19 protein-coding genes are annotated in these 21,002 nt (G+C 43.5%); 12 read left to right on the top strand and 7 right to left on the bottom strand.

The genetic code is table 11. From position 1 onward, the window contains the following. Positions 1–46 precede the first annotated feature (46 nt). From HRU23_05960 to HRU23_05970, 3 genes are all read left to right on the top strand, one after another. The gene (locus HRU23_05960; GenBank protein ID NRA53671.1) at positions 47–235 is read left to right on the top strand and encodes a DUF2065 family protein; all 189 of its coding nucleotides are present in this window, start codon (positions 47–49) and stop codon (positions 233–235) included. A 137-nt stretch (positions 236–372) separates the two neighbouring features. Next, positions 373–1,671, top strand: coding sequence for an adenylosuccinate synthase (locus tag HRU23_05965; protein NRA53672.1), 1,299 nt, complete (start codon positions 373–375; stop codon positions 1,669–1,671). 464 nt (positions 1,672–2,135) lie between these two features. After that, positions 2,136–2,387, top strand: a complete 252-nt coding sequence (locus HRU23_05970; protein NRA53673.1) for a hypothetical protein — start codon at positions 2,136–2,138, stop codon at positions 2,385–2,387. A gap of 14 nt (positions 2,388–2,401) precedes the next feature. On the opposite strand, the gene arfB is transcribed toward HRU23_05970, so the two are convergent. Next, positions 2,402–2,818 (bottom strand): aminoacyl-tRNA hydrolase, encoded by a 417-nt coding sequence (gene arfB, locus HRU23_05975; GenBank protein ID NRA53674.1) that lies wholly within the window; start codon positions 2,816–2,818, stop codon positions 2,402–2,404. Positions 2,819–2,938: 120 nt separating this feature from the next. Between arfB and HRU23_05980 the strand changes: the two genes are divergently transcribed. Then, on the top strand, positions 2,939–3,235 hold the full coding sequence (locus HRU23_05980; protein NRA53675.1) for a PilZ domain-containing protein: 297 nt from the start codon (positions 2,939–2,941) through the stop codon (positions 3,233–3,235). Positions 3,236–3,386: 151 nt separating this feature from the next. Continuing rightward, positions 3,387–4,310: a histone deacetylase family protein gene (locus HRU23_05985; protein ID NRA53676.1), complete on the top strand. Its 924-nt coding sequence runs from the start codon at positions 3,387–3,389 to the stop codon at positions 4,308–4,310. Between the two features lie 9 nt (positions 4,311–4,319). Here HRU23_05985 and HRU23_05990 read toward each other — a convergent pair whose 3' ends face one another. Both HRU23_05990 and HRU23_05995 read right to left on the bottom strand, forming a co-directional pair. Continuing rightward, the gene (locus tag HRU23_05990) at positions 4,320–4,511 is read right to left on the bottom strand and encodes a (2Fe-2S)-binding protein (GenBank protein ID NRA53677.1); all 192 of its coding nucleotides are present in this window, start codon (positions 4,509–4,511) and stop codon (positions 4,320–4,322) included. A gap of 113 nt (positions 4,512–4,624) precedes the next feature. Continuing rightward, a complete protein-coding gene (locus tag HRU23_05995; protein ID NRA53678.1) occupies positions 4,625–7,339 on the bottom strand; it encodes a bifunctional acetate--CoA ligase family protein/GNAT family N-acetyltransferase in 2,715 nt (904 codons plus the stop codon). A gap of 268 nt (positions 7,340–7,607) precedes the next feature. Between HRU23_05995 and HRU23_06000 the strand changes: the two genes are divergently transcribed. Both HRU23_06000 and HRU23_06005 read left to right on the top strand, forming a co-directional pair. Continuing rightward, positions 7,608–8,276: an OmpA family protein gene (locus tag HRU23_06000; protein ID NRA53679.1), complete on the top strand. Its 669-nt coding sequence runs from the start codon at positions 7,608–7,610 to the stop codon at positions 8,274–8,276. A gap of 200 nt (positions 8,277–8,476) precedes the next feature. Continuing rightward, the gene (locus HRU23_06005; GenBank protein NRA53680.1) at positions 8,477–10,888 is read left to right on the top strand and encodes an EAL domain-containing protein; all 2,412 of its coding nucleotides are present in this window, start codon (positions 8,477–8,479) and stop codon (positions 10,886–10,888) included. 20 nt (positions 10,889–10,908) lie between these two features. Here the strand turns inward: HRU23_06005 and HRU23_06010 are convergent, their stop codons facing one another. Further along, positions 10,909–12,015 carry an anhydro-N-acetylmuramic acid kinase gene (locus HRU23_06010; protein NRA53681.1) on the bottom strand — a complete coding sequence of 369 codons (1,107 nt, stop codon included), beginning with the start codon at positions 12,013–12,015 and terminating at the stop codon, positions 10,909–10,911. A 17-nt stretch (positions 12,016–12,032) separates the two neighbouring features. Beyond that, positions 12,033–13,427, bottom strand: coding sequence for a peptidoglycan DD-metalloendopeptidase family protein (locus HRU23_06015; protein ID NRA53682.1), 1,395 nt, complete (start codon positions 13,425–13,427; stop codon positions 12,033–12,035). Between the two features lie 237 nt (positions 13,428–13,664). On the opposite strand from HRU23_06015, the gene HRU23_06020 reads away from it, so the two are divergent. From HRU23_06020 to HRU23_06035, 4 genes are all read left to right on the top strand, one after another. Then, a complete protein-coding gene (locus HRU23_06020) occupies positions 13,665–14,861 on the top strand; it encodes a tyrosine--tRNA ligase (GenBank protein ID NRA53683.1) in 1,197 nt (398 codons plus the stop codon). A gap of 357 nt (positions 14,862–15,218) precedes the next feature. Then, the gene (cadA, locus tag HRU23_06025; protein ID NRA53684.1) at positions 15,219–17,591 is read left to right on the top strand and encodes a cadmium-translocating P-type ATPase; all 2,373 of its coding nucleotides are present in this window, start codon (positions 15,219–15,221) and stop codon (positions 17,589–17,591) included. Positions 17,592–17,593: 2 nt separating this feature from the next. Further along, a complete protein-coding gene (locus tag HRU23_06030; GenBank protein ID NRA53685.1) occupies positions 17,594–17,998 on the top strand; it encodes a MerR family transcriptional regulator in 405 nt (134 codons plus the stop codon). Positions 17,999–18,325: 327 nt separating this feature from the next. Next, positions 18,326–18,763: an Hsp20 family protein gene (locus tag HRU23_06035; protein ID NRA53686.1), complete on the top strand. Its 438-nt coding sequence runs from the start codon at positions 18,326–18,328 to the stop codon at positions 18,761–18,763. A 40-nt stretch (positions 18,764–18,803) separates the two neighbouring features. Here HRU23_06035 and pssA read toward each other — a convergent pair whose 3' ends face one another. Then, positions 18,804–20,147: a CDP-diacylglycerol--serine O-phosphatidyltransferase gene (gene pssA / locus HRU23_06040; GenBank protein ID NRA53687.1), complete on the bottom strand. Its 1,344-nt coding sequence runs from the start codon at positions 20,145–20,147 to the stop codon at positions 18,804–18,806. A 234-nt stretch (positions 20,148–20,381) separates the two neighbouring features. Between pssA and mutT the strand changes: the two genes are divergently transcribed. Beyond that, on the top strand, positions 20,382–20,783 hold the full coding sequence (gene mutT / locus HRU23_06045) for an 8-oxo-dGTP diphosphatase MutT (protein NRA53688.1): 402 nt from the start codon (positions 20,382–20,384) through the stop codon (positions 20,781–20,783). On the opposite strand, the gene yacG is transcribed toward mutT, so the two are convergent. Next, positions 20,780–20,992, bottom strand: a complete 213-nt coding sequence (gene yacG, locus HRU23_06050) for a DNA gyrase inhibitor YacG (GenBank protein NRA53689.1) — start codon at positions 20,990–20,992, stop codon at positions 20,780–20,782. The two genes, mutT and yacG, sit on opposite strands and share 4 nt — an antisense overlap. Positions 20,993–21,002 lie beyond the last annotated feature (10 nt).

The raw sequence follows: 21,002 nt of genomic DNA on the forward strand, positions 1-21,002 counted from the left end.
TTTTTCCGGGCTTTTTAGTTTCTGACTTTTAGTAAGAGGATTACAGATGATCTCTGACAGTATTTGGTTGGCATTTGCGCTGTTTATGATTTTAGAAGGATTGGGGCCGTTACTTATTCCGCGCCAATGGCAGCAATATTTAAAAACGATTAGTGAACAGGCGCCAGAATCAATGCGCAGACTCGGTGGAGTCTTTGTTGTGATCGGAATTTGTATCCTTTATCAGGTGGCCTAGCATACTGAGAATTAAGGAACTTTTTTATATTTTTTGGTTTTTTGAGTACTAAAGAAGAATTAATCTCCAATTTAGGGGTAGATCTCCTAACAAAATCTGATAAAATCCTGCTTTAATTTCAAACCGTGAATAAAATAATGGCTAAGAACGTTGTAGTGCTAGGTACCCAATGGGGTGACGAAGGTAAAGGTAAGATTGTTGATCTGCTAACTGATAGCGCAAAGTATGCTGTGCGGTATCAAGGTGGTCACAATGCTGGTCATACACTAGTAATAGATGGCAAAAAGACTGTCCTACACCTGATCCCTTCAGGCATCCTACGTGACAATCTAACAAGCATTATCGGTAATGGTGTGGTGTTATCACCTGCTGCTTTACTTGAAGAAATGAAAATGCTTGAAGAGCGTGGCGTACCTGTTAAAGATCGCCTACGAATTAGTGAAGCATGTCCACTTATTCTTCCTTACCATATTGCTCTAGACCAAGCGCGTGAAATCGCTCTTGGTAACAAAGCAATCGGTACTACGGGTCGTGGTATCGGTCCAGCTTATGAAGATAAAGTTTCTCGTCGCGCTCTACGCGTTGGTGACTTGTTCGACGCTGAAAAATTTGCGGTTAAGCTTAAAGAAGTGATGGAATATCACAACTTCATGCTAACAAACTACTACAAAGTAGACGCGGTAGATTACCAAAAGACCCTTGATGACGCGCTAGAAGTAGCACCGTTGCTAAAATCAATGGTAGTTGATGTTACTGAGTTGCTAGACACTGCGCGTAAAGCCGGTGAAAACATCATGTTTGAAGGTGCTCAAGGTACATTGCTTGATATCGACCACGGTACTTACCCATATGTTACATCGTCTAATACTACTGCTGGCGGCGTTGCTACTGGTACTGGTTTTGGTCCGTGTCACCTTGATTACGTCCTAGGCATTATCAAGGCTTACACGACTCGTGTTGGCGCTGGTCCTTTCCCGACTGAACAGTTCAACGACATTGGTGAGCACCTAGCGGTTAAAGGTCATGAAGTTGGCGCTACTACCGGCCGTGGTCGTCGTTGTGGTTGGTTAGACGCTGTGGCAATGCGCCGCGCAATCCAAATGAACAGCATCACCGGTTTATGTTTAACTAAGTTAGACGTATTAGACGGTATCGAAGAGCTGCAAATCTGTATTGGTTACAAGAAAGAAGACGGCAGCGTTAGCAACATTGCGCCAATGTCTGCTGATGACTTTGAAAAAGTTGTGCCAGTGTATGAAACTATGCCTGGTTGGACTGATGTTACCGTTGGTTGTCAAAACCGCGACGAGTTGCCACAAGCGGCGCTTAACTACATCGCTCGCATCGAAGAGTTGCTTGAAGTGCCTGTTGATATCATTTCAACCGGTCCTGATCGCGTAGAAACTATTGTCTTGGTTAATCCATTTGCTAATTAGTAAATGAACCATGATTTAAAAAAGCGGCTAATTAGCCGCTTTTTTTATGTTCAGGATGAACGGTATATCGCGGTGCCAAGGCAGGAAATTAGTTCCAGACATTTCCTAAGTACCGCCATCCGTGGCGGCAATATCAAAGAGCGATGATGTTCAGGATGAACGGTCAAGCTTTTTGCTCCTGCAAAGCTTAAGTACATGCATCCATGCATGCAATATCGCGGTGCCATGGCCGGAAATTAGTTCCAGACCAAACCTAAGTACCGACATCCGTGTCGGCACAGGTTTTAAGGTTCCAGACCAAACCTAAGTACCGACATCCGTGTCGGCACAGGTTTAAGGTTCCAGACCAAACCTAAGTACCGCCATCCATGTCGGCACAGGTTTAAGGTTCCAGACCAAACCTAAGTACCGACATCCGTGTCGGCAATGGCAAAGAGCGATGATGTTCAGGATTAATACCAATTATGGCTAAACCCAATAAAAAAGGCCCCAGCAAGACCGTTGAGATATTTTGTGCTGGTTGTCGTACCAAGTTATTTAAGTATCGAAAGGGTGGCAAAGGTACGTTAATAAAATGCTTCAAAGAGCGCATTGTTAGCGACTTCACAACCGATGCATGCCAATGCCCTAATTGTCAGGTAATCTTTGCCAGAGAGGCACTGGTGCGCGGTACTCCGGCCTATAAAATGATTGGTGGCAAGGTCACCATGAAATGACACGAAAGTTCGGCTCAATAATCAACCCGCTTGCGTAAACTCTTGCGACTGCTGTCTTTGGTTTTTTTATCTAACCGACGCATTTTAGAGCCGAAAGTCGGTTTGGTCGCAATTCGACGTTTTTCTACTTTATTGACCTGTTGAATCAGTTCAACAAACTGCTTAATCGCTATTTCTCGATTGCTGTCTTGACTGCGAGTCGACTGAGACTTAATGATGACCTTGCCCGATTTACTGATTCGGTGGTCACTTAGTGCCAGCAATTTTTCTTTTAAGCGTTGCGGCAAAGCTTGTGATGTCCGAATATTAAAAAATAAATGCACCGCCGTGGAGGTTTTATTGACATGCTGACCTCCGGCACCTTGGGCCCTAATAAATTGAATTTCGAGTTCAGCTAGCGGAATTGCAATTGAATTAGATATTTTTAACAAGTTTAAATCCTTATTTTTCTCATATTACTCAGTCATTAGTAGTGAAACTGGTGCAGTTGTTGTTCGTTATTTTAAATCCTTTGCTAGGCTTTAGATAATACTAAATGTAAGGGGAATACTATGTATGTTTCAAATGATGATAACCGCTTTTTCGCCAGAATGGATGTTGAGTGTGTGGTTCGATATAAAGTAAATGGTGCTACTGATTTATTTCATGGCCAATTAGAAAATTTAAGTGCCGAAGGAGTGTCGTTCAATACCACGACCGAACTTAATCAGGACACTGAAATTTTGTTAGAAGTTAATCCTGGTAATAGCTCAATTCCACCCTTGATGGCCAACGCTAAAGTGCTACGTTGTGCGCCATCAGACGAAGGGAAATATCGAGTGTGCTGCGAGATGAAAATCTGCGCATAACACGAATAATTTAACCTAATTACTAATGGTGACCAATGGTCGCCATTTTTGTTTCTTATCCTTTAAGCTAGCTGCGACTTAAGTCCACTTTTCTCGTCTAACCTATTTGATAGCATGGGTCATGATATATTATTTGCGTTGAGTTTAAGCCATGAGCACAGCTATTATTTCACATCAACAATGTCGTCGCCATAAGATGAGTGATGATCATCCGGAAGATCCGAGCCGAATCGATGCTATTTCAGACCGACTGATTGCCAGTGGTTTAGAATATAGTTTAGATCATTATGATGCCAACCTTATTCAACGCGAAGATTTATTACGAGTTCATGACGCGGCTTACCTAGCGCAGCTCGATGCGATGTTACCTAGTGAAGGTTTGGTCGCGGTCGATCCCGACACCCAAATGTGCCCTAATACACTCAAAGCGGCTGAGCGCGCTGCAGGAGCTGCGGTGCAAGCCGTTAGTTTAGTCTGCGGTAGTAATCATCGGGCAGTATTTTGCAATATTAGACCGCCGGGACATCATGCACACCGGGCACAGGCCGGCGGATTTTGTTTTTATAATAATGTTGCGGTTGCTGCAAGTTATGCACTTGATAAATTAGGACTTGAGCGTGTGGCTGTGATTGACTTTGATGTACATCATGGCGACGGCACGGAAGATATTTTTAAAGATGATCATCGGGTAATGTTTTGTTCTATTTTTCAGCACCCATTTTTTCCGCACGGCAATACCGAGCGTCCTAATAAATATCACATTAAAATACCGCTGGCCGCAGGTGCCGGCAGTGATGAATTTAGGCAAGTGGTGACTAACCAATGGCTGCCTGCGCTACTAGAATTTAAGCCGCAACTGTTGTTTATTTCTGCTGGTTTTGATGCCCATCGTGACGATGACATGGGCGGAATTAATTTAGTTGATACTGATTATAGTTGGGTAACCGAGCAACTTGTTGCCGTTGCTGAACAGCTAGGCTGTCAGGGGATTGTATCGGTGCTTGAAGGGGGTTATGTGCCAGATGTTCTCGGTCGCAGCGCCGTTGCGCATATTAAAGCCTTGGCTCGTTTATAAAGAGAGTGATTACGCAACTTCGTAGTAATTAGCTGTTGCCGCTAATTGCTGATTCAGTACCTGTTTAGTTAAGCTAATACAGCCGCCACATTGACTGCCCACACCAAACTTTTCTTTTAATTGTTTGATCGTCTCGCTGCCATCATTGACAGCCTGACGGATGTCATTTTCAGTAACGGCATTACAGACACAAACAAACATAAGAATTATTCCGATTTAAAATATAGCGAGCAGTATAAATGATATTAATTTGCATTTAAAGCTTAAATAGTGCAAAAAATCGGATGTTTTTTGCACTACTTTTGTCGTGCTTGCTAAGGATTTGTTTTGTTTATTTTTTGTAGCGGTAACTTCATTTCAACCCAGCCTTCTTCAATATCGAATTTTACTTTAAATCCGAGCTTGCGCGCTAAACTGACCATGCCAGCATTTTGCGGTAACGTAATACCTACCATAATTTGAGTGCCACGTTGGCGGCAGTAATCGATCATTTTTAGCATTAATTTCTTACCTAAGCCTTGGCCTTGCAATTCACTGCGAATAACAACGGCAAATTCTGTTTCATGGTTTTCAGGGTCGGTAATGGCTCGCACGACACCTAAAGTATGAAATTGGCCAGCAGGATCTTGGTATGAGGCGATAAAGGCCATCTCGCGATCAAAGTCTATTTGAGTCATTTTAGCCATCGCCTCATGACTCAATTGGCCGACTTCCCCAAAAAATCGTTTGTAGCGATCTTCTTTACTGAGGCTGTTATTAAATTCGAAATGGGTTTGTTCATCTTCTGCAATAATCGGCCTTAATAATACTTCACGGCCATCACGCAGGCTAAAATTCTCTTCATGCTCCTTGGGATAAGGGCGGATAGCTAACCGTGAGGCACCGTCGCAGTCGCTATGGCTTAATGTTATTGAGACATCAAGCAAGGTAATATGTTCGCCAGCGACTAACATCGGATTAATGTCTAAGGCAGCTATTTCTGGGCAATCAACAATCAAATAGGATAGCTGGGCTATAGTGGTCGATAAGGCATTAATGTCTAGCGCATGCAAGGCTTTACGATCTTTAATTTTGCCATTTTTGAGTGCATTAATGACCATATATCGTGCAAGTGCAGAGTTTAACGGCGGTAAGGCAACGGCAGCGTCTTGGGTTAAATCCCATTCAGAGCCGCCTTCACCGATGTATAAAATGGGACCAAATACCGGATCGTTATGCATCGCAAATCGTAGTTCTTGCGCGCCAGCGGTTTGCGCCATTTTTTGTAAACTTAGTCCGGTAATGTTAACCGCGGGTTCAAACGATTTCACTCGTTCGATCATGGCAGTCGCGGCATTTTCAACATCATCACCATTATTTAAATTGAGCACCACTCCACCAACATCTGATTTATATGCGAGCTGCGGTGCAGCAATTTTTAAGGCGATTGGAAAACCAATTTCAGTGGCAATTAACCTAGCTTGTTGAGGATCTTGAGCGTGGCGAGTAGCAATACAAGATAAGCCATAAGCGGCTAAAATTGGCTGCGCTTGGCCAATATCAAGTTTAGTAATACCACTGGCTAAATGCTGCTGGGCCAGTTGCCTAACGAGGTTAGCATCAGATTGAACATGGCGAGATATTGATTTTGGCGTTTGCTGCAGCAATTTTTGATTGCGACGGTATTCAACCATGTGCATAAAGGCGCCGACAGCTCCTTCTGGAGTTCGGTAAGTGGGCAGTCCATGTTGGCGCAACAGGCGACGTGCAGCGTAGGCTGACTGCTCACCGGTCCAGTTGGTTAAGATGTTAATTTTATTAGATTTTGGCAGTTTCGTTATTGCCGCCAGTATTTTCTTGGCATATTCTTCCCCCGTGTCGACCGCACTTGGTGAATGGATAATCAATAAGCTATCAATGTTTTTCGAGTGAAGTAACAGTTCGACCGCTTGAGCAAAACGCTCAGGGGTTGAATCGCCGGCAATGTCAGCCGGGTTGGTACGAGACCAATAACGGGGTAATAGTTTGTCTAGTTGCGCAATAATTTCGGGTTCGATCTCGGCTAATTTACCGCCGCGACTAATTAAGGCGTCAACGGCCATAATACCAGGAGCGCCGCCATTCGTTATTATGGCTAATCGTTCGCCTTTGAGCGGTTTGGCATGAGCCAGAGTTTCAAATGCGGCAAATAGCTCATGTAAATTATTAACACGTAACATGCCCGCGCGACGAAAAGCCGCGTCATAGACCAGATCGTTGCCAGCTGACTGGCCGCCGCTATGATGTGATACCGAGATCGCACCTTGAGCCGTTTTGCCGGACTTAATAACTAAAATTGGCTTTGAGCGGGCAGCGCTGCGGGCGGCTGACATGAAATGGCGATGGTCTTTAATGCTATCAATATAAAGTAAAATGGCTTGAGTTTTAGTGTCGCGCCCCAAATAATCTAATAACTCGCTAAAGTCGATATCGATAGCTTCACCGATAGAAATAAAGTGAGAAAAGCCAATATTGTTATGATTAGCCCAGTCGAGCATGGTGGTGGCGACCGATGATGATTGCGAAATAAAGGCGACTTTACCCGGTAAAGCCTGAATATGAGATAAGCTGGCATTTAGTCCAATATGTGGCAATTGCATGCCTAAGCTGCTGCCGCCAAGTAGTCTTATGCCATATTTTTTGGCAATGGCACGAATTTGTTCGGTGCCATCTTGTTGTTCGACCACTGGCAGCTCGCTAATGCCTGCTGCCATAATGGTGGCGTATTTGCAGCCGGCTTGCCCAAGCTCAATTAAAACCGCACTCAGTCGCTCGGCGCTAACCGCTATAATAGCCAAGTCAGGCACGATGGGTAATTGGGCAATAGTTTTATAAGCTAAAATTCCGCACACAGCAGGAAATTTCGGGGTAACAGGCATGATTGGACCGCTGAAGTCGCCTTCCAATAAATTGCGGATAATTTTATTACCGGCCCGGTTCGATTTATTTGAGGCGCCAATCACTGCGATCGACTTGGGTTGAAATAAGTAAGAAACCGGGTTGCGACTCATTAGTTGCTCCTAATCAAATGGAATGAGAAAATCATAAATCAGTCACGCGCTTATGGCTATGACTCTAATCAAATTTTTGTCTAAATTACGCTAATGCCAAGGTTAGTACGATGAAGTTTGTTATATCAAGCTAATTACCGAGCCAATCACCATAGCGTGTTATCATATTTAAATAAACGTCAGTAAATTAATCACTTGTTCAGATACTGCAGCTTATAATCATGTAAATGCCGTTAAATTGCACATTACTTTATCCAAGGAGAGTGTTATGTTCACTCAATTATCATTTAAAAAAATCACCGCGACAGCTTTGGCTATTTCGACATTAACTTTAACAGCTTGTCAGACCTATGATCCTTACACCGGTGAACAAAAAACCAGCAAAGCAGCTGTTTATGGCTTTGGAGCGGCAGCAGTTTGTGCCTTAATCGGCTCAACGAAAAACAGTAAACGCGCTCGTGCTGCAGGCTTAGGCTGTGGTGTTATCGGTGCCGGAATTGGTGCTTACATGGACGCGCAAGAAGCAGAGCTGCGCAAAGAAATGCAAGGAACTGGAGTGCAGGTTGAGCGTAACGGCGATCAATTGCGCTTGATCATGCCTGGCAATGTCACCTTTGATACTGCAAGGTTTGACATTAATGCTAATTTTTATCAAACGCTAAATGCGGTTGGCCGTGTTTTAGATAAATTTAAAGATACCCAATTAATGGTTGGCGGTCATGCTGACAGCACTGGTTCAGTTAGTTTTAACCAGACTTTATCGGCCAATCGCGCTGTTTCTGTTGCCAATTACCTGCAAAGCCGTGGTATTGCGGCGCAACGTTTAATGAGCCGGGGTTACGGCTCTGAATTGCCAGTTGCAGGCAATAATACCGCTGCCGGACGCCAACTAAATCGTCGGGTTGAGCTCGACATTATTGCTGCCGGTGCACGTTAGTTCTAAATTGTTAAGATTATACTAAGAGCCAAATATCTCACTTTTTATATCTAGTGCTGTATTTGGCTTTTTTTTGGTTAAAAAATAGTGGTAACCGTATGTGTTTGTGTTAATTTAATGGGGTTGATGAGCGAGTCTAATAATTTTAATAAATCTGACCAACTCTTTGTATTAATCAATGCTAATCTGCGGGAATTTTTATGCTTGGACTGTTGAAATTTTTAAATTTCATGATGCTGTCTTTACTTGTTAATCTATCTATCGTAACCAACGTTGTCGCAGTCTCCCTCAGTAGTTTGCCGTTAATAGACACGCTTATTACCGGAACGCCATCGCTGTTATTTAATGATTTGTTGTTGGTTACTCAAGCGACAGAGAATAAGCCTATTGTGGCTAATGCTGCTATCACTGACGACAATTCAGTCGTTACTGATCCTGACTCCCAATCTGAAATATTAACCGGCTTAATTATTTTAAGCTGCTCGATGTTACTCGTCATTTTCGTGCTGTTAGCTCGGCGATTATTGGTACTATTTAAGCAGCAGCGAACGTTTATTAATGTGACTAATAAGCAGGTTGAGCGGCTCGAATTGGCACTTAGTGGCAGCGGCGATCAGGCATGGGATTGGAATATAACTAACAACACGATTAATGTCAGCAGCCAAAGTGAATTATTCGATTATCAAGGTTTTACCGATCAAAGTTTAACGACTATCCATCCTAATGATCGTCAGCGGGTTCAAAAATTATTGCAGCAGCACCTCGCAGGTCAAGTGACTCAATTTAAGGTCAGTTATCGTATTGAGCGCACTGATTTGCCCGGCCAATGGATTTGGGTTTTAGATCGCGCCAAGATTGTCGAATACCACGATGATGGCAGTCCACACCGGATGGCCGGTACTATTCGAGATATTACTGAGCTTAAACAGACCGAGTTTAAACTTAAGTTACAAGCTGAGGCGATTGATAATATTTCAGATGCGATTTATATTTTCGATCTCGATTTTAATGTGGTGGAAGTTAATAAGGCATTCGAAAGCGTTACGGGTTACCAACGAGAGCAAGTGTTAGGTAACAGTAAAATATTTGATAGTTACCACCCGAAAACCTCCGCCTTAATTCGGGCCAAACTTGAAAAAAGCCAGGGCTGGAGTGGTGAAATAATTGCGCAACACTCGACCGGTCAAGCTTATGATGTATATCTTAATATAAATGTTATCACCAATGAAGATTCTAGTATAAGTCACTACGTAGCGGCCTGTTCCGACATTACCAGTCGTAAAGCGATTGAAATTGAATTGCGCAACTTATCTAATATCGATCCATTAACCAAATTGCCCAATCGCTCGTATTTTCAATACGCACACCGTAATCTGATTCGACGAAATCAGCGCCATGCCCTGTTAACTTTAGATGTTGATAATTTCAAAAAAATTAATGATTCAATGGGCCACGATCAAGGGGATAATTTACTTTGCTTGATCGCTAAGCGACTTGATAAAAAAATTGAATGCCAGCATTTATTATGCCGTTTAGGTGGTGATGAGTTTGCTATTTTACTCGAAGATACTGACCAAATCAGCATGATCACTCAAGTGCTTTATGAAATAGAGACTTCGTTACAGCAGCCGTTTAGTTTTAATGGCGCCGAGCTGGTAATGAGTTGCAGTGTTGGCGTATCGATATTTCCTAATGATGGTGAAAGTACTGAAAACATATTGCAATGTGCTGATACGGCAATGTATTACGCAAAATCAGATAGCGGATTTAGCTACCAGTTTTTTAGTAGTTCGATGAATGAATCGGCGATCCGTCGTCTTGAGGTTGAAAGCTTAATTCGTCAGGCGTTAAAAAATGATTGGTTTGAAGTCTATTATCAGCCTAAATATGACGCCGCCACTTCGCAGTTGTCGGGTATGGAGGCTTTGGTTCGGCTCAACCATCCTAAGCTTGGCATGATCAGTCCCAATGAATTTATTCCGGTGGCCGAAGATACTGGCTTGGTGATCGAAATTGGTGAAATAGTATTACGTAAGGCCTGTCTTACCGCGCAGTATTGGCGCTGTAAAGGGCTGTTTAACGGCCGTGTTGCGGTCAATTTGGCCGCTAGACAATTCAGTCAGGCTGATTTACTTAAACGCATTACCCATGTTTTAGAATATACCCAGCTACCAGTTGCTAATCTTGAGCTTGAGATTACTGAAGGCACGGTGATCGAAAATCCGGAAATGGCCATAGCCACCATGCAACAGCTAACGGATATTGGTATTACCTTGGCACTTGATGATTTTGGCACAGGGTATTCGTCATTAAGTTATTTGAAACGTTTTCCAATTCATACGCTTAAGATTGATAAAGCCTTTATTGATGACTTAACGCTGGAAAAAGGCGAGCGGCACATGGTGGCATCAATTATCTCGATTGCCCATAATATGGGCTTAACCGTGGTGGCTGAAGGGGTTGAAACACCAGAGCAACTGGCTATTTTACAGCAACTGTCTTGTGAAACCATTCAGGGCTTTATTTTTAGTCGGCCGTTGTCTGAAGATGACTTCTTGTCGTTGTTATTACGTCAACAATATCAGGTGAAGTCACTTGAGGTGACTCTCTAATCAAAGTTTGTCGATCTGGTTTATGCCGCTGGAAAAAAAACACCTAATACCGCCGATCTGCTCGCGCCTGTTACCTGAGGCAAGTTTGCGGGTTGGCGTTCAATATGGCAATAAGCTAACCACGCAAAGGCTATGCCCTCAACCCACTGCGGCGCCAAACCAAGCTGCGCGCTCGACGCGATGGTGGCCTTGGGTAAACGAGCTTTTAACCGAGCAACCAAGTCTAGATTAAAGATCCCGCCACCGCATAAATAAACTTGGGCCGTGGGGGACAGTTGCTCAATATCACGAGCAATCGACTCCGCTGTTAGCTGCGCTAAGGTTGCTTGAATATCTGGTGGGCTTAACGCTGAAAATTGTTCAAGATGATTGCTTAGCCATTGCGGGTTAAATAGCTCGCGGCCGGTACTTTTTGGCGGCTGTTGGTTAAAATAAGGATGTTGTAACATCTTAGCTAATAGCGCTGGGCAATAGTTACCTTGGCTTGCCCATTGGCCGCCATCATCATAGGTTTGTTGATTGTGCTTATTAAACCAATAATCGAGCAAAGTATTGCCCGGGCCAGTATCAAAGCCTTTAATCTCATTACTATGTGCGGGCAGCCAGGTAATATTAGCGATGCCGCCAATGTTTAAGATCACCCGATTTGTTGATTGTGCACTAAACAGCTGCTGATGGAATGCCGGTACTAAAGGTGCACCTTGGCCGCCTAGCGCCATATCTTTACGTCGAAAATCTGCAATAGTGTCGATATTAGTGAGTGCTGCGATGACATTGGCATCACCAATTTGAATTGTAAACGGGTGCTCGCCATTGGGCATATGACGGACAGTTTGGCCGTGTGAACCAATCGCGATAACTTCTTCAGGGGCAATGTTAGCGAGTTTGAGTAAATTTAAACTCGCTAACGCAAACAGCTCACCACAGGCGCGGTCGCACTGGCCGAGTAAATTTATATCACCAGTCATTGGATTGGCTAAGGTATGTAATTTAGTGAGCAGGGTACTAGGAATAGGTTGATCATGGCTGGCTACTAGCTGTGGCTTGCCATGACTAAACTCGACCAACACGGCGTCGACGCCGTCCATGCTGGTACCTGACATTAATCCGATATAATATTTTTTCATGCTAGCGCTCCCTGAGCCTAAAAGCTTGCCAACATTACGCGCTTATTGGCGTTTAGTTGTTCCATTCTACGTTCGGCTAAGGTTAAAAACTTACGGCGATCTTTTTTGGCTATTGCTTGTGATTTTGGTAATTTAACCGTTCTAGGATTGCGATGCACGCCATTAACTAAGAATTCATAATGCAGATGGGCGCCGGTAACACGTCCGGTTGCACCGACATTGCCAATGCGATCACCTTGCTTAACTCGGGCACCTTTTTTGACATATCTTTTTGATAAATGAAGATACTTAGTGACATAACGCTCGCCGTGTTTTATCACCACATAATTACCATTGTACTTATTATAACTCGAAGCGATCACAGTGCCGCTGCCTGAAGCGACCACTGGGGTGCCTGTCTTAGCGGCGTAATCGATGCCACGGTGCGGTTTAATTGCTTTAGTGACCGGGTGAAGCCGGCGCGGATTAAAATTAGAGCTGATATATTTAAAATTAACCGGTGAGCGTAAAAAAGCTTTGCGCATGCTGCGCCCAGTCGCTGAGTAATATTGGTCATTGTTTGCTCTAATAGCTTGATAGCTTTGACCACGATTGACAAATTCTGCAGCAATAATATTACCGTTCTTAACCTCTATACCATCGAGATATTTTGTTTCATAGATCAGGCTAAATTGATCTCCAGCGCGAATATCGAGCCCAAAATCGATATCCCAGCCAAAAAGTTGGGCCAAATTCATAATTAATGACGGGCTTAAGCCATTTTCAGACGCGGCGTTCCAAAAGTTGTTTTCAATGGTGGCGCTCACAATGTGCTCACGTGTTTCGAGTTCGCGAACAATTTTCTTGGCTTGAAACTTACCTGCTTGTTGCGATATCTCAAGGCTAGTGACGACATCTTGTTGGTAGGTCAGTTTTATTAATTCTTGCTGACCATTGGTGCCAAAATTTAGGGTTTGGCCGGGCATTATTTTAGTTAAGGCCATGGTGTCGTTGCCCAAACTGGTAATTTTATACAAGGTATTGGCACTAAAACCGGCACGATTAAAAATCAAGCCGAGATTATCGCCTGACTTTACCGTGACCTGTTGCCAGCTTAACGTCGGCTCTGGTTTTGTTACGACTGGTTTTATGACGACAGGCTTGGTGACTGCAGATTGTGACCGTGGCGGTGCAACCTTCGCAGTTGTTGCTGTTTGCTGTTGCTGTATGTGAAGTACTGGCGCCGAGTTTGCACTGCCTGAACTATCATCAAACACAATATCGGCAGCATAACGGGTAGCCACTTTTAAGCTGGTATCCGATGATGGGGCCGTTTCGTTACTAGGTAACAAAAATAAAATAGTCATAACTAGGGAAATGGCTAGCAGCAATTGCTGATGGCGACGGGGTAACTTATGGAAAATTTTTGTCATGACGCTAAGAAAAACCTTGTTTTATACGCTGGTAAGCAATGAAAAGCATGGTTGAAAGTTTAATTTCAACTATGGATCTAGTAAGATTACCAGCTTTATTTATATCCTTAAACCTAGAAGCGGATATTCTGCAGCGAAAAAGTCTCTTTTTTGTCATTTATTGTCATACCAGTGATCATTTCAGTGGGATCAATAGATCTAGTTTTAGTAATCAGACTAATGTCAGGAGAGCAGTAGATGTCGCAAATAGCCGATGCCTTAGCAGAAATACAACGTGGTGCCGACGAAATTCTTGTTGAAAAAGAACTAATCGAGAAGCTCAAACTTGGCCGACCATTACGAATCAAACTGGGTGCTGACCCGACCGCCCCAGATATTCACTTGGGCCATACGGTCATTTTAAATAAGATGCGTCAGTTTCAGCAGCTTGGCCATGAAGTAACATTTTTAATTGGTGACTTTACCGCGATGGTTGGCGACCCTACCGGCAAAAATGCCACCAGACCGCCATTAACCAAAGAACAAGTGCTCAAGAACGCCGAGTCGTATACGGAGCAGGTTTTTAAGATTTTAGATCCGGAAAAAACCAAAATTGCTTTTAACTCTACATGGTTAGAAAAGTTGGGTGCCGCGGGCATGATTAAGTTGGCAGCCAATCAAACCGTCGCCAGAATGTTAGAACGTGATGACTTTAAAAAACGTTATAACAATAATCAACCGATTGCGATCCACGAATTTTTATATCCGTTATTGCAAGGGTATGATTCGGTTGCAATGGAAACTGATGTTGAACTTGGCGGTACCGATCAAAAGTTTAATTTGTTGATGGGACGCGAATTACAAAAAGCCAATGGTCAAAGCCCGCAGTGCGTTATTATGATGCCGCTGCTTGAGGGATTAGATGGCGTTAAAAAGATGTCAAAGTCGGCCAATAATTACATTGGTATTAATGATGTGCCAAGTGAAATGTTTGGTAAAATCATGTCGATTTCTGACGTCTTAATGTGGCGTTATTTTGAGCTGTTAAGCTTTAGGCCTTTGGCTGAAATTGAAGGCTTTAAAGCCGATATTGCGGCAGGTGCAAACCCGCGTGATATTAAAATTACCTTGGCGAAAGAAATCATCGCGCGTTTTCATAGCGAAGCCGATGCTCAAAAAGCTCATGATGATTTTATTTCACGCTTTCAAAAAGGTGTTATCCCCGATGACATGCCTGAGCATACGTTAGAATGTCCAGAGGGCATTGCAATTGCCAATTTGTTAAAAAATATTGGTCTGGTTAGCAGTACCTCTGAAGGCATGCGCATGATCAAGCAAGGCGCGGTTAAAATTGACGGTGAAAAATGCAGTGATAACAAGCAAGTTATCGAGCATGGTTTCAGTGGCGTAGTTCAAGTTGGCAAGCGTAAATTTGCCCGAGTTACCATTAGCTAATTACTAGCGGTAATTTAAATCGAAAGCACAGCGCCCGCTGTGCTTTTTTATGTCCACAATTTATAGCAAATTGTATTGATAATGTTCATTTTAATCGCAATCGCATTATCACCGAGATATCCACACAGACCAATATCTGTGGAGCTATTTACAGCCACATTAAAGCCTTACACTGAATACTTAGATTAAGGCCGAATTGTTCAGGCAGCTTACCGAAGTGCCTATGGTTTCGCTGTTTTTAATAGCAATACCTTACGACATCATCTCCATGCATTTAGCGTTCAGATCTAAAAAACACTTTACCTTACAGTAAGGGGAAAGGTTAAGATGGCTTATTATCTTATTTAAGGATTGCCCATGACCATTCAACTCCATATCTCTGGCTTGCGCTGTAATGGCTGTGCTGGCAAGGTCGAAAGACTGTTAAATACCATTAATGGGGTGACGGCGCAGGTGAGTTACGCGCTCGAACAGGTATCGCTCGAACTCGATCAATCACAGCTGATCACTGAGGTTAAGCAGGTTGTGGTCGATAACGGTTACCAATTGGCGGCGGTTGAATCGTCTTATCAGGTCACTGGGTGGAGTTGCGCAGGCTGTGCCAATAAAACGGTTAAGTTGCTAGAGAAAATTGACGGCGTCACTAAGGTGACTGCTAATGCCGCTACCCAATCTTTGATGGTTGAATATATTCAAGGCGCGGTAAAGCCAGCGCAGTTTGCGCAAGCGGTTGATTCGTTGGGTTACCAGTTAACCCCTCAAGCTAATGCTGGGCAAGATCCAGCCCAGTCACTCGAACTTAAACATCAACAGCAAAACCGCCGCGAGCTGATGTTGTTGCTGATTGCCTGCATGTTTACCTTGCCGTTAGTTAGTCCCATGATCTTGATGCTGGTTGGCATTAGCTTTGATCTTAATCCATGGCTTGAGCTGGCATTAGCCAGTGTGGTGCAATTTGTGGTCGGCATTAAGTTTTATCGCGGTGCATGGCTCGCGCTAAAAAATCGCAGTTCTAATATGGATACTTTAGTGGTGTTGGGTACCAGTGCCGCATATTTTTACAGTATTTATTTAATGATGACTCTGGGCGGTTTGGCTCAAGGTGCCTTGTATTTTGAAGCCAGTGCGGTGGTTATTACCTTTATTTCGATTGGCAAATGGCTTGAGCGTCAAGCCAAGTTTAATACCGGACAGGTGATCCGCGAGTTAATGGCCTTAAGACCCGTTGAGGCACGAGTTATTCGTAATCAGCAGGAACAAATGTTGCCGCTTGAGCAAGTCTTACTCGGTGATACGATTCGGATCTTAGCCGGCGAGAAAATTCCGGCCGATGGCGTGATCCTGAGTGGTGAAACTGAGGTCGACGAATCATTGGTCACGGGCGAGAGCTTGCCTGTGCTTAAATCGGTGGCAGATTCGGTGGTGGCTGGCGCTATTAACGGCCATGGGGTTTTAAACGTTGAGGTTAGCGCTGTTGGCGAAAACTCGAGTATCAGTCAAATTATAAAATTGGTTGAAAGCGCCCAAATGACCAAAGCCCCGATCGAACGTTTAGTTGACCGGGTTGCTAGTTTCTTTGTGCCTGTGGTAATGATTATTGCCTTGTTAACAGGATTCGTGTGGTTAGGGTTGGGCGCGGGATTTGAGGTCGCGTTAATCAATAGCATTTCGGTGTTAGTGGTGGCTTGTCCCTGTGCGCTGGGCTTGGCTACGCCAGCGACCGTCGTGGTTGGCAGTGGCGTGGCAGCGAAACACGGCATTATTATTCGCGACCCTAAGGCGCTTGAAATCGCTAGCAAACTCGACTTAGTCGCCTTTGATAAAACTGGCACCTTGACTATGGGCCGCCCGAGCATCAAAAATATTGATCTTAACGCTGACTATGACTCTGCAGTATTTAGTTCATTGATGGAATTAAGTGAGCATCCATTAGCGCGAGCTATTGTGAGTTATGAGCCGGACAAAAACGTTAAATCGTTGGCGATTGAGAACTTTAAAGTTGATGCAGGCAAGGGAGTTCGTGCCAGTTATCAAGGGCAGCAACTGGTGGCTGGCAATCTTGAATTAATGGTTGAACAAGCGGTTAGCGGTGTACCAGACGACAAGCAACAATCAATATATAGCCAAATTTTCTTTGCGATAAACGGCCAGTTAAAGGCGATTGTTTACTTAGAAGATGCTATCCGCCCGCAAAGCGCGCAAGCCATTAAGTTATTACAGCAAAATGGGGTGGCGACCGCGATGCTCAGTGGTGACCATCAAGCGGCGGCGATTAATATTGCGCAGCAATTAGCAATAAAGACGGTTAAAGCCGAGCTTAAACCGCAGCATAAATTAGAACAGCTAGTACAATGGCAACAACAAGGGCAGCGGGTCGCGATGGTCGGTGATGGCATTAATGATGCCCCTGCGTTGGCACAGGCTGATTTAGGCATTGCGATGGGCTCAGGCACTCAGGTTGCGATTGCTAGCGCTGACATCACCTTGATTCGCGATGACCCAATGTTGGTGGCCGCCGCAATCGATATTGCCAGAGCGACCTGGTCTAAAATAAAACAAAACTTATTTTTGGCCTTTATCTTTAACTCATTGGCCATTCCATTAGCGGCGATGGGGGCCTTAAGTCCACAGCTCGCTGGTTTAGCCATGGCATTAAGCAGCGTGACCGTGTTGGCTAATGCGTTGTTACTTAAACGCTGGCGCTTAACCTTGAAACAAGAGGGGCAATAATGATGTTAAGCATAGGTCAGGCATCACAACAAACAGAGTTACCCACTAAAACCATTCGTTATTATGAAGATTCAGGGCTGATCTCACCACCGCAACGAGGTGATAATGGTTACCGGCGTTATGATGAAAATAATATTCGCGAGTTGAAATTTGCCAAAGCGGCGCGTCAAGCTGGTTTTTCCGTGCTTGAAACTAAAGAGTTGATAAATTTGTTTCGGGATAAAAATCGCGCCAGCAGTGCAGTAAAAGAGCTCACAGTAAAAAAAATTAACCAAGTGCAGCAACGGATAACCGCTATGACTAAGATGCTCAATCAGCTTGAGTTGCTGGCAGAGCATTGCCATGGCGATGAAAATCCGCAGTGTTCAATCTTAGATGGCTTGGAAAATAATTCATTATTGCCTTGAAAACAAATAATCTGACCTTATCTCTATATTGAGGACGCCTTATACCAATCTAGGTAAGTAAGTGGTCTACTTTTTTATGAGTATAAATTGATTAGGACAAGGCATTTCTTTACGTATGTAGTTATTCTCCATAGAAAAGAAATAACGCAGTCATCATCTATTTAGGCCATTAAAAATGATCAGGTACTTTGCTGGATTGGTATTATTAGGGTGCTCAACTTAAGGTGCAGCAATCGTGCTGGCCGACTTTTAAACCTCTGTAACTGGACCAAGTCTCTACTGGCTGGCGAGTTACATTGAGGTAATATTGCTTCTTAGGAGAATATCATGCGTACCATCGACATTTCACCCCTTTATCGCAGCGCGATAGGTTTTGACCGCTTAGCTCACTTGATTGAAAATGCTAATCAAGGCAGCAGCAATGCCAACCAAGGTTATCCCCCTTACAATATTGTGCAATTGTCCGAGGATCAATACCGGATTACTTTGGCCGTCGCAGGTTTTGAACAATCAGAGATTGAAATAATCAGCCATCAAAATACCTTATTAGTCAAAGGCACCAAGCAGGCTAGTGATAAAACCGAAGTCAATTATCTGTATCAAGGAATCGCTGAGCGAGGTTTTGAGCGCAAGTACCAGCTAGCCGACTACGTTACGGTGCAAAGTGCGGATATGAGTAATGGCTTACTGCACATTGACTTGAAACGACAAGTGCCTGAAGCAATGAAGCCCCGCACTATTGCCATTGGCTCGTCAGCCGCATAATCTGGCTAGAGCTTAGGTGAAAAACTTAAGCTCTATCACTTTACATATATTGTTGAAATAACTTATCTAACTTAGTTCTGTGTAATCGTTTTAGCCATAATTGGACGGCTTTTGGATAGTCTTTTTCTTCGTCAATTTGCTGCCAATGGCTAACAATTCTGGTGTGCTTAATAATCTGTTGATGCTCTTGATTAAACATCGACGCAAGCTGCGCCAGTTTGTCGTTAATCACTAAGCCATTTTCAATATCTAAGCGCCAAGCACGTGGGTTTAAATTGTTACCGGTCAGAATATGAATCTGGTCATCGACCCGCACCCCTTTCAAATGAAATGAGTTTTGTTCATGTTGCCATAAGCGAATCGTCAACAAGCCATTATCAATAAACTTTTGATGCTTTTTAACAAACTTCCGCAAGCTGCCTTCATATAAATAGGGAATTAAGCCAATTTTTCTAAAAGGTTGATCTTCGGGTATGAAAAAATCACTGGCGCGTTTATCACCAATTACAATCTCAACGTTTTTCCCTTGCTTGAGCAATTTAATCAGTGGGCGCGTTAAAGCCCGTGGTAAATTAAAATACGGCGTATAAAGCACTAACTTACGCTCGGTCGCTTGTAATTGTTGCTCAATCACGGTGTTAAGGTTGTTGGCGCGTTTGCCCAAACCGATTAGTGGGGTTATCGTTAAATCAGCGTCTTGACTAGATGGCAGTTCGTAAGCGCAACGCGACAATTGGCGACGCTGTAATGCGACTTGTTGTTTGAACTTTTTTTGTATCTCAAGCGGTTGACGATTAAATAGATAAACACAAGGGCTGGTAATTAATCTGTCGTTTAAAAAGTCGCTGAAACTGTTGGTTAGCGCTAACGAGTTGATTACGCTATATCGATCGTAACGGTACTTATCTTGATAGTGGAGGTAGATATTGTTGATGCTCGCACCGGTATACAACATCTTGTCATCAAAAATCATGCCCTTTAAATGCAGCACACCAAAAACTTCACGGTGCTTAATTGCGACACCGTAGAATTTGATGAAATCGGGATATTCCAGATCTACTTTTTTATAAAACCCGGCATTGCCTTCAGAACCAGCATGACCAATTAATCCACGTCTGGCCCGGTGGAAATCGACAAATACTTTTATATCTAACGCCGGATGGCGTTGCTTAGCGCTAATCAAGTGCTTGACTATTAGCTGTCCTACTTCGTCGTCTTCCAAATAAAGTACGGTGAGATAGATGCGTTGGGTTGCACTGTCGATTAACGCCAATAGTTGAGTAAGGTACTCTTTTGCACTAAATAAAAGTTCGATATCATCTTTTTCAAGCGAAATTTTCGGTAGTTTGTTTAGCAAGTTATTGCGACGGTATAGACTGACCATAGCACTCATGTGGTAATTTTTAATGGACTCACTTTATCGTGTAATTACAAATTGATAAAGCCATTGTGCTGATTTATTTAATCTTGAACACTGATTTGCGAAAAAACCAGCATTTTGGGCTCACTATTGTGTACTTTTTTAGCAGTGACTATAACGGCTTAGCCCAATAAAACCGCAGCTTAGCGCATTAATTAGGTTAGAATAGACGCCATTAGTAGCAGATAGGTTTGTTGGATGAAAAAAATATGGGTAGCAGCCGGGGTCATTGAAAACCACCAGGGTGAAATATTAATCGCTAAGCGTTTAGCACATTTACACCAAGGCGGAAAATGGGAATTTCCTGGGGGTAAGGTTGAGGCTAATGAGTCGGCACTTGAGGCTTTGACTCGAGAATTATCAGAAGAGGTCGGTTTAGTTGTGACCGGTGCTAAGCCTATGGTTAAGCTAGAACATGATTACGGCGATAAAATGGTTATTTTGGATGTATGGCACGTGACGAGTTTTAGTGGCGTAGCAACCGGCTTAGAAGGACAAATTGTGCAATGGGTTACTAAAACAGATTTAGTAAACTTCGAGTTCCCCGCCGCTAACAAACCAATAGTCGCCGCCATTTTGGCGACGGTTGACTCGGATTAGTTCGGGTTAAAAAAATCGTCGTTGTCCGGCAGATCAAACTCATCAAAGTTTATCAAGTCAGGGTTGGTGGTTCCGGCAATTGCATTGCTGCCATCGGCCCAGTCACCTAAATCAATCAGCTTGCAGCGATCGCTGCAAAAAGGTCGATATTGACTGGCTTTAATCCATTTTACGTCTTGTTGGCAGGTTGGGCATTTTACTGTGGTCATAGTGAATCAT

This window comes from Gammaproteobacteria bacterium, from assembly GCA_013214945.1.
Classification (GTDB): domain Bacteria; phylum Pseudomonadota; class Gammaproteobacteria; order Enterobacterales; family Psychrobiaceae; genus Psychrobium.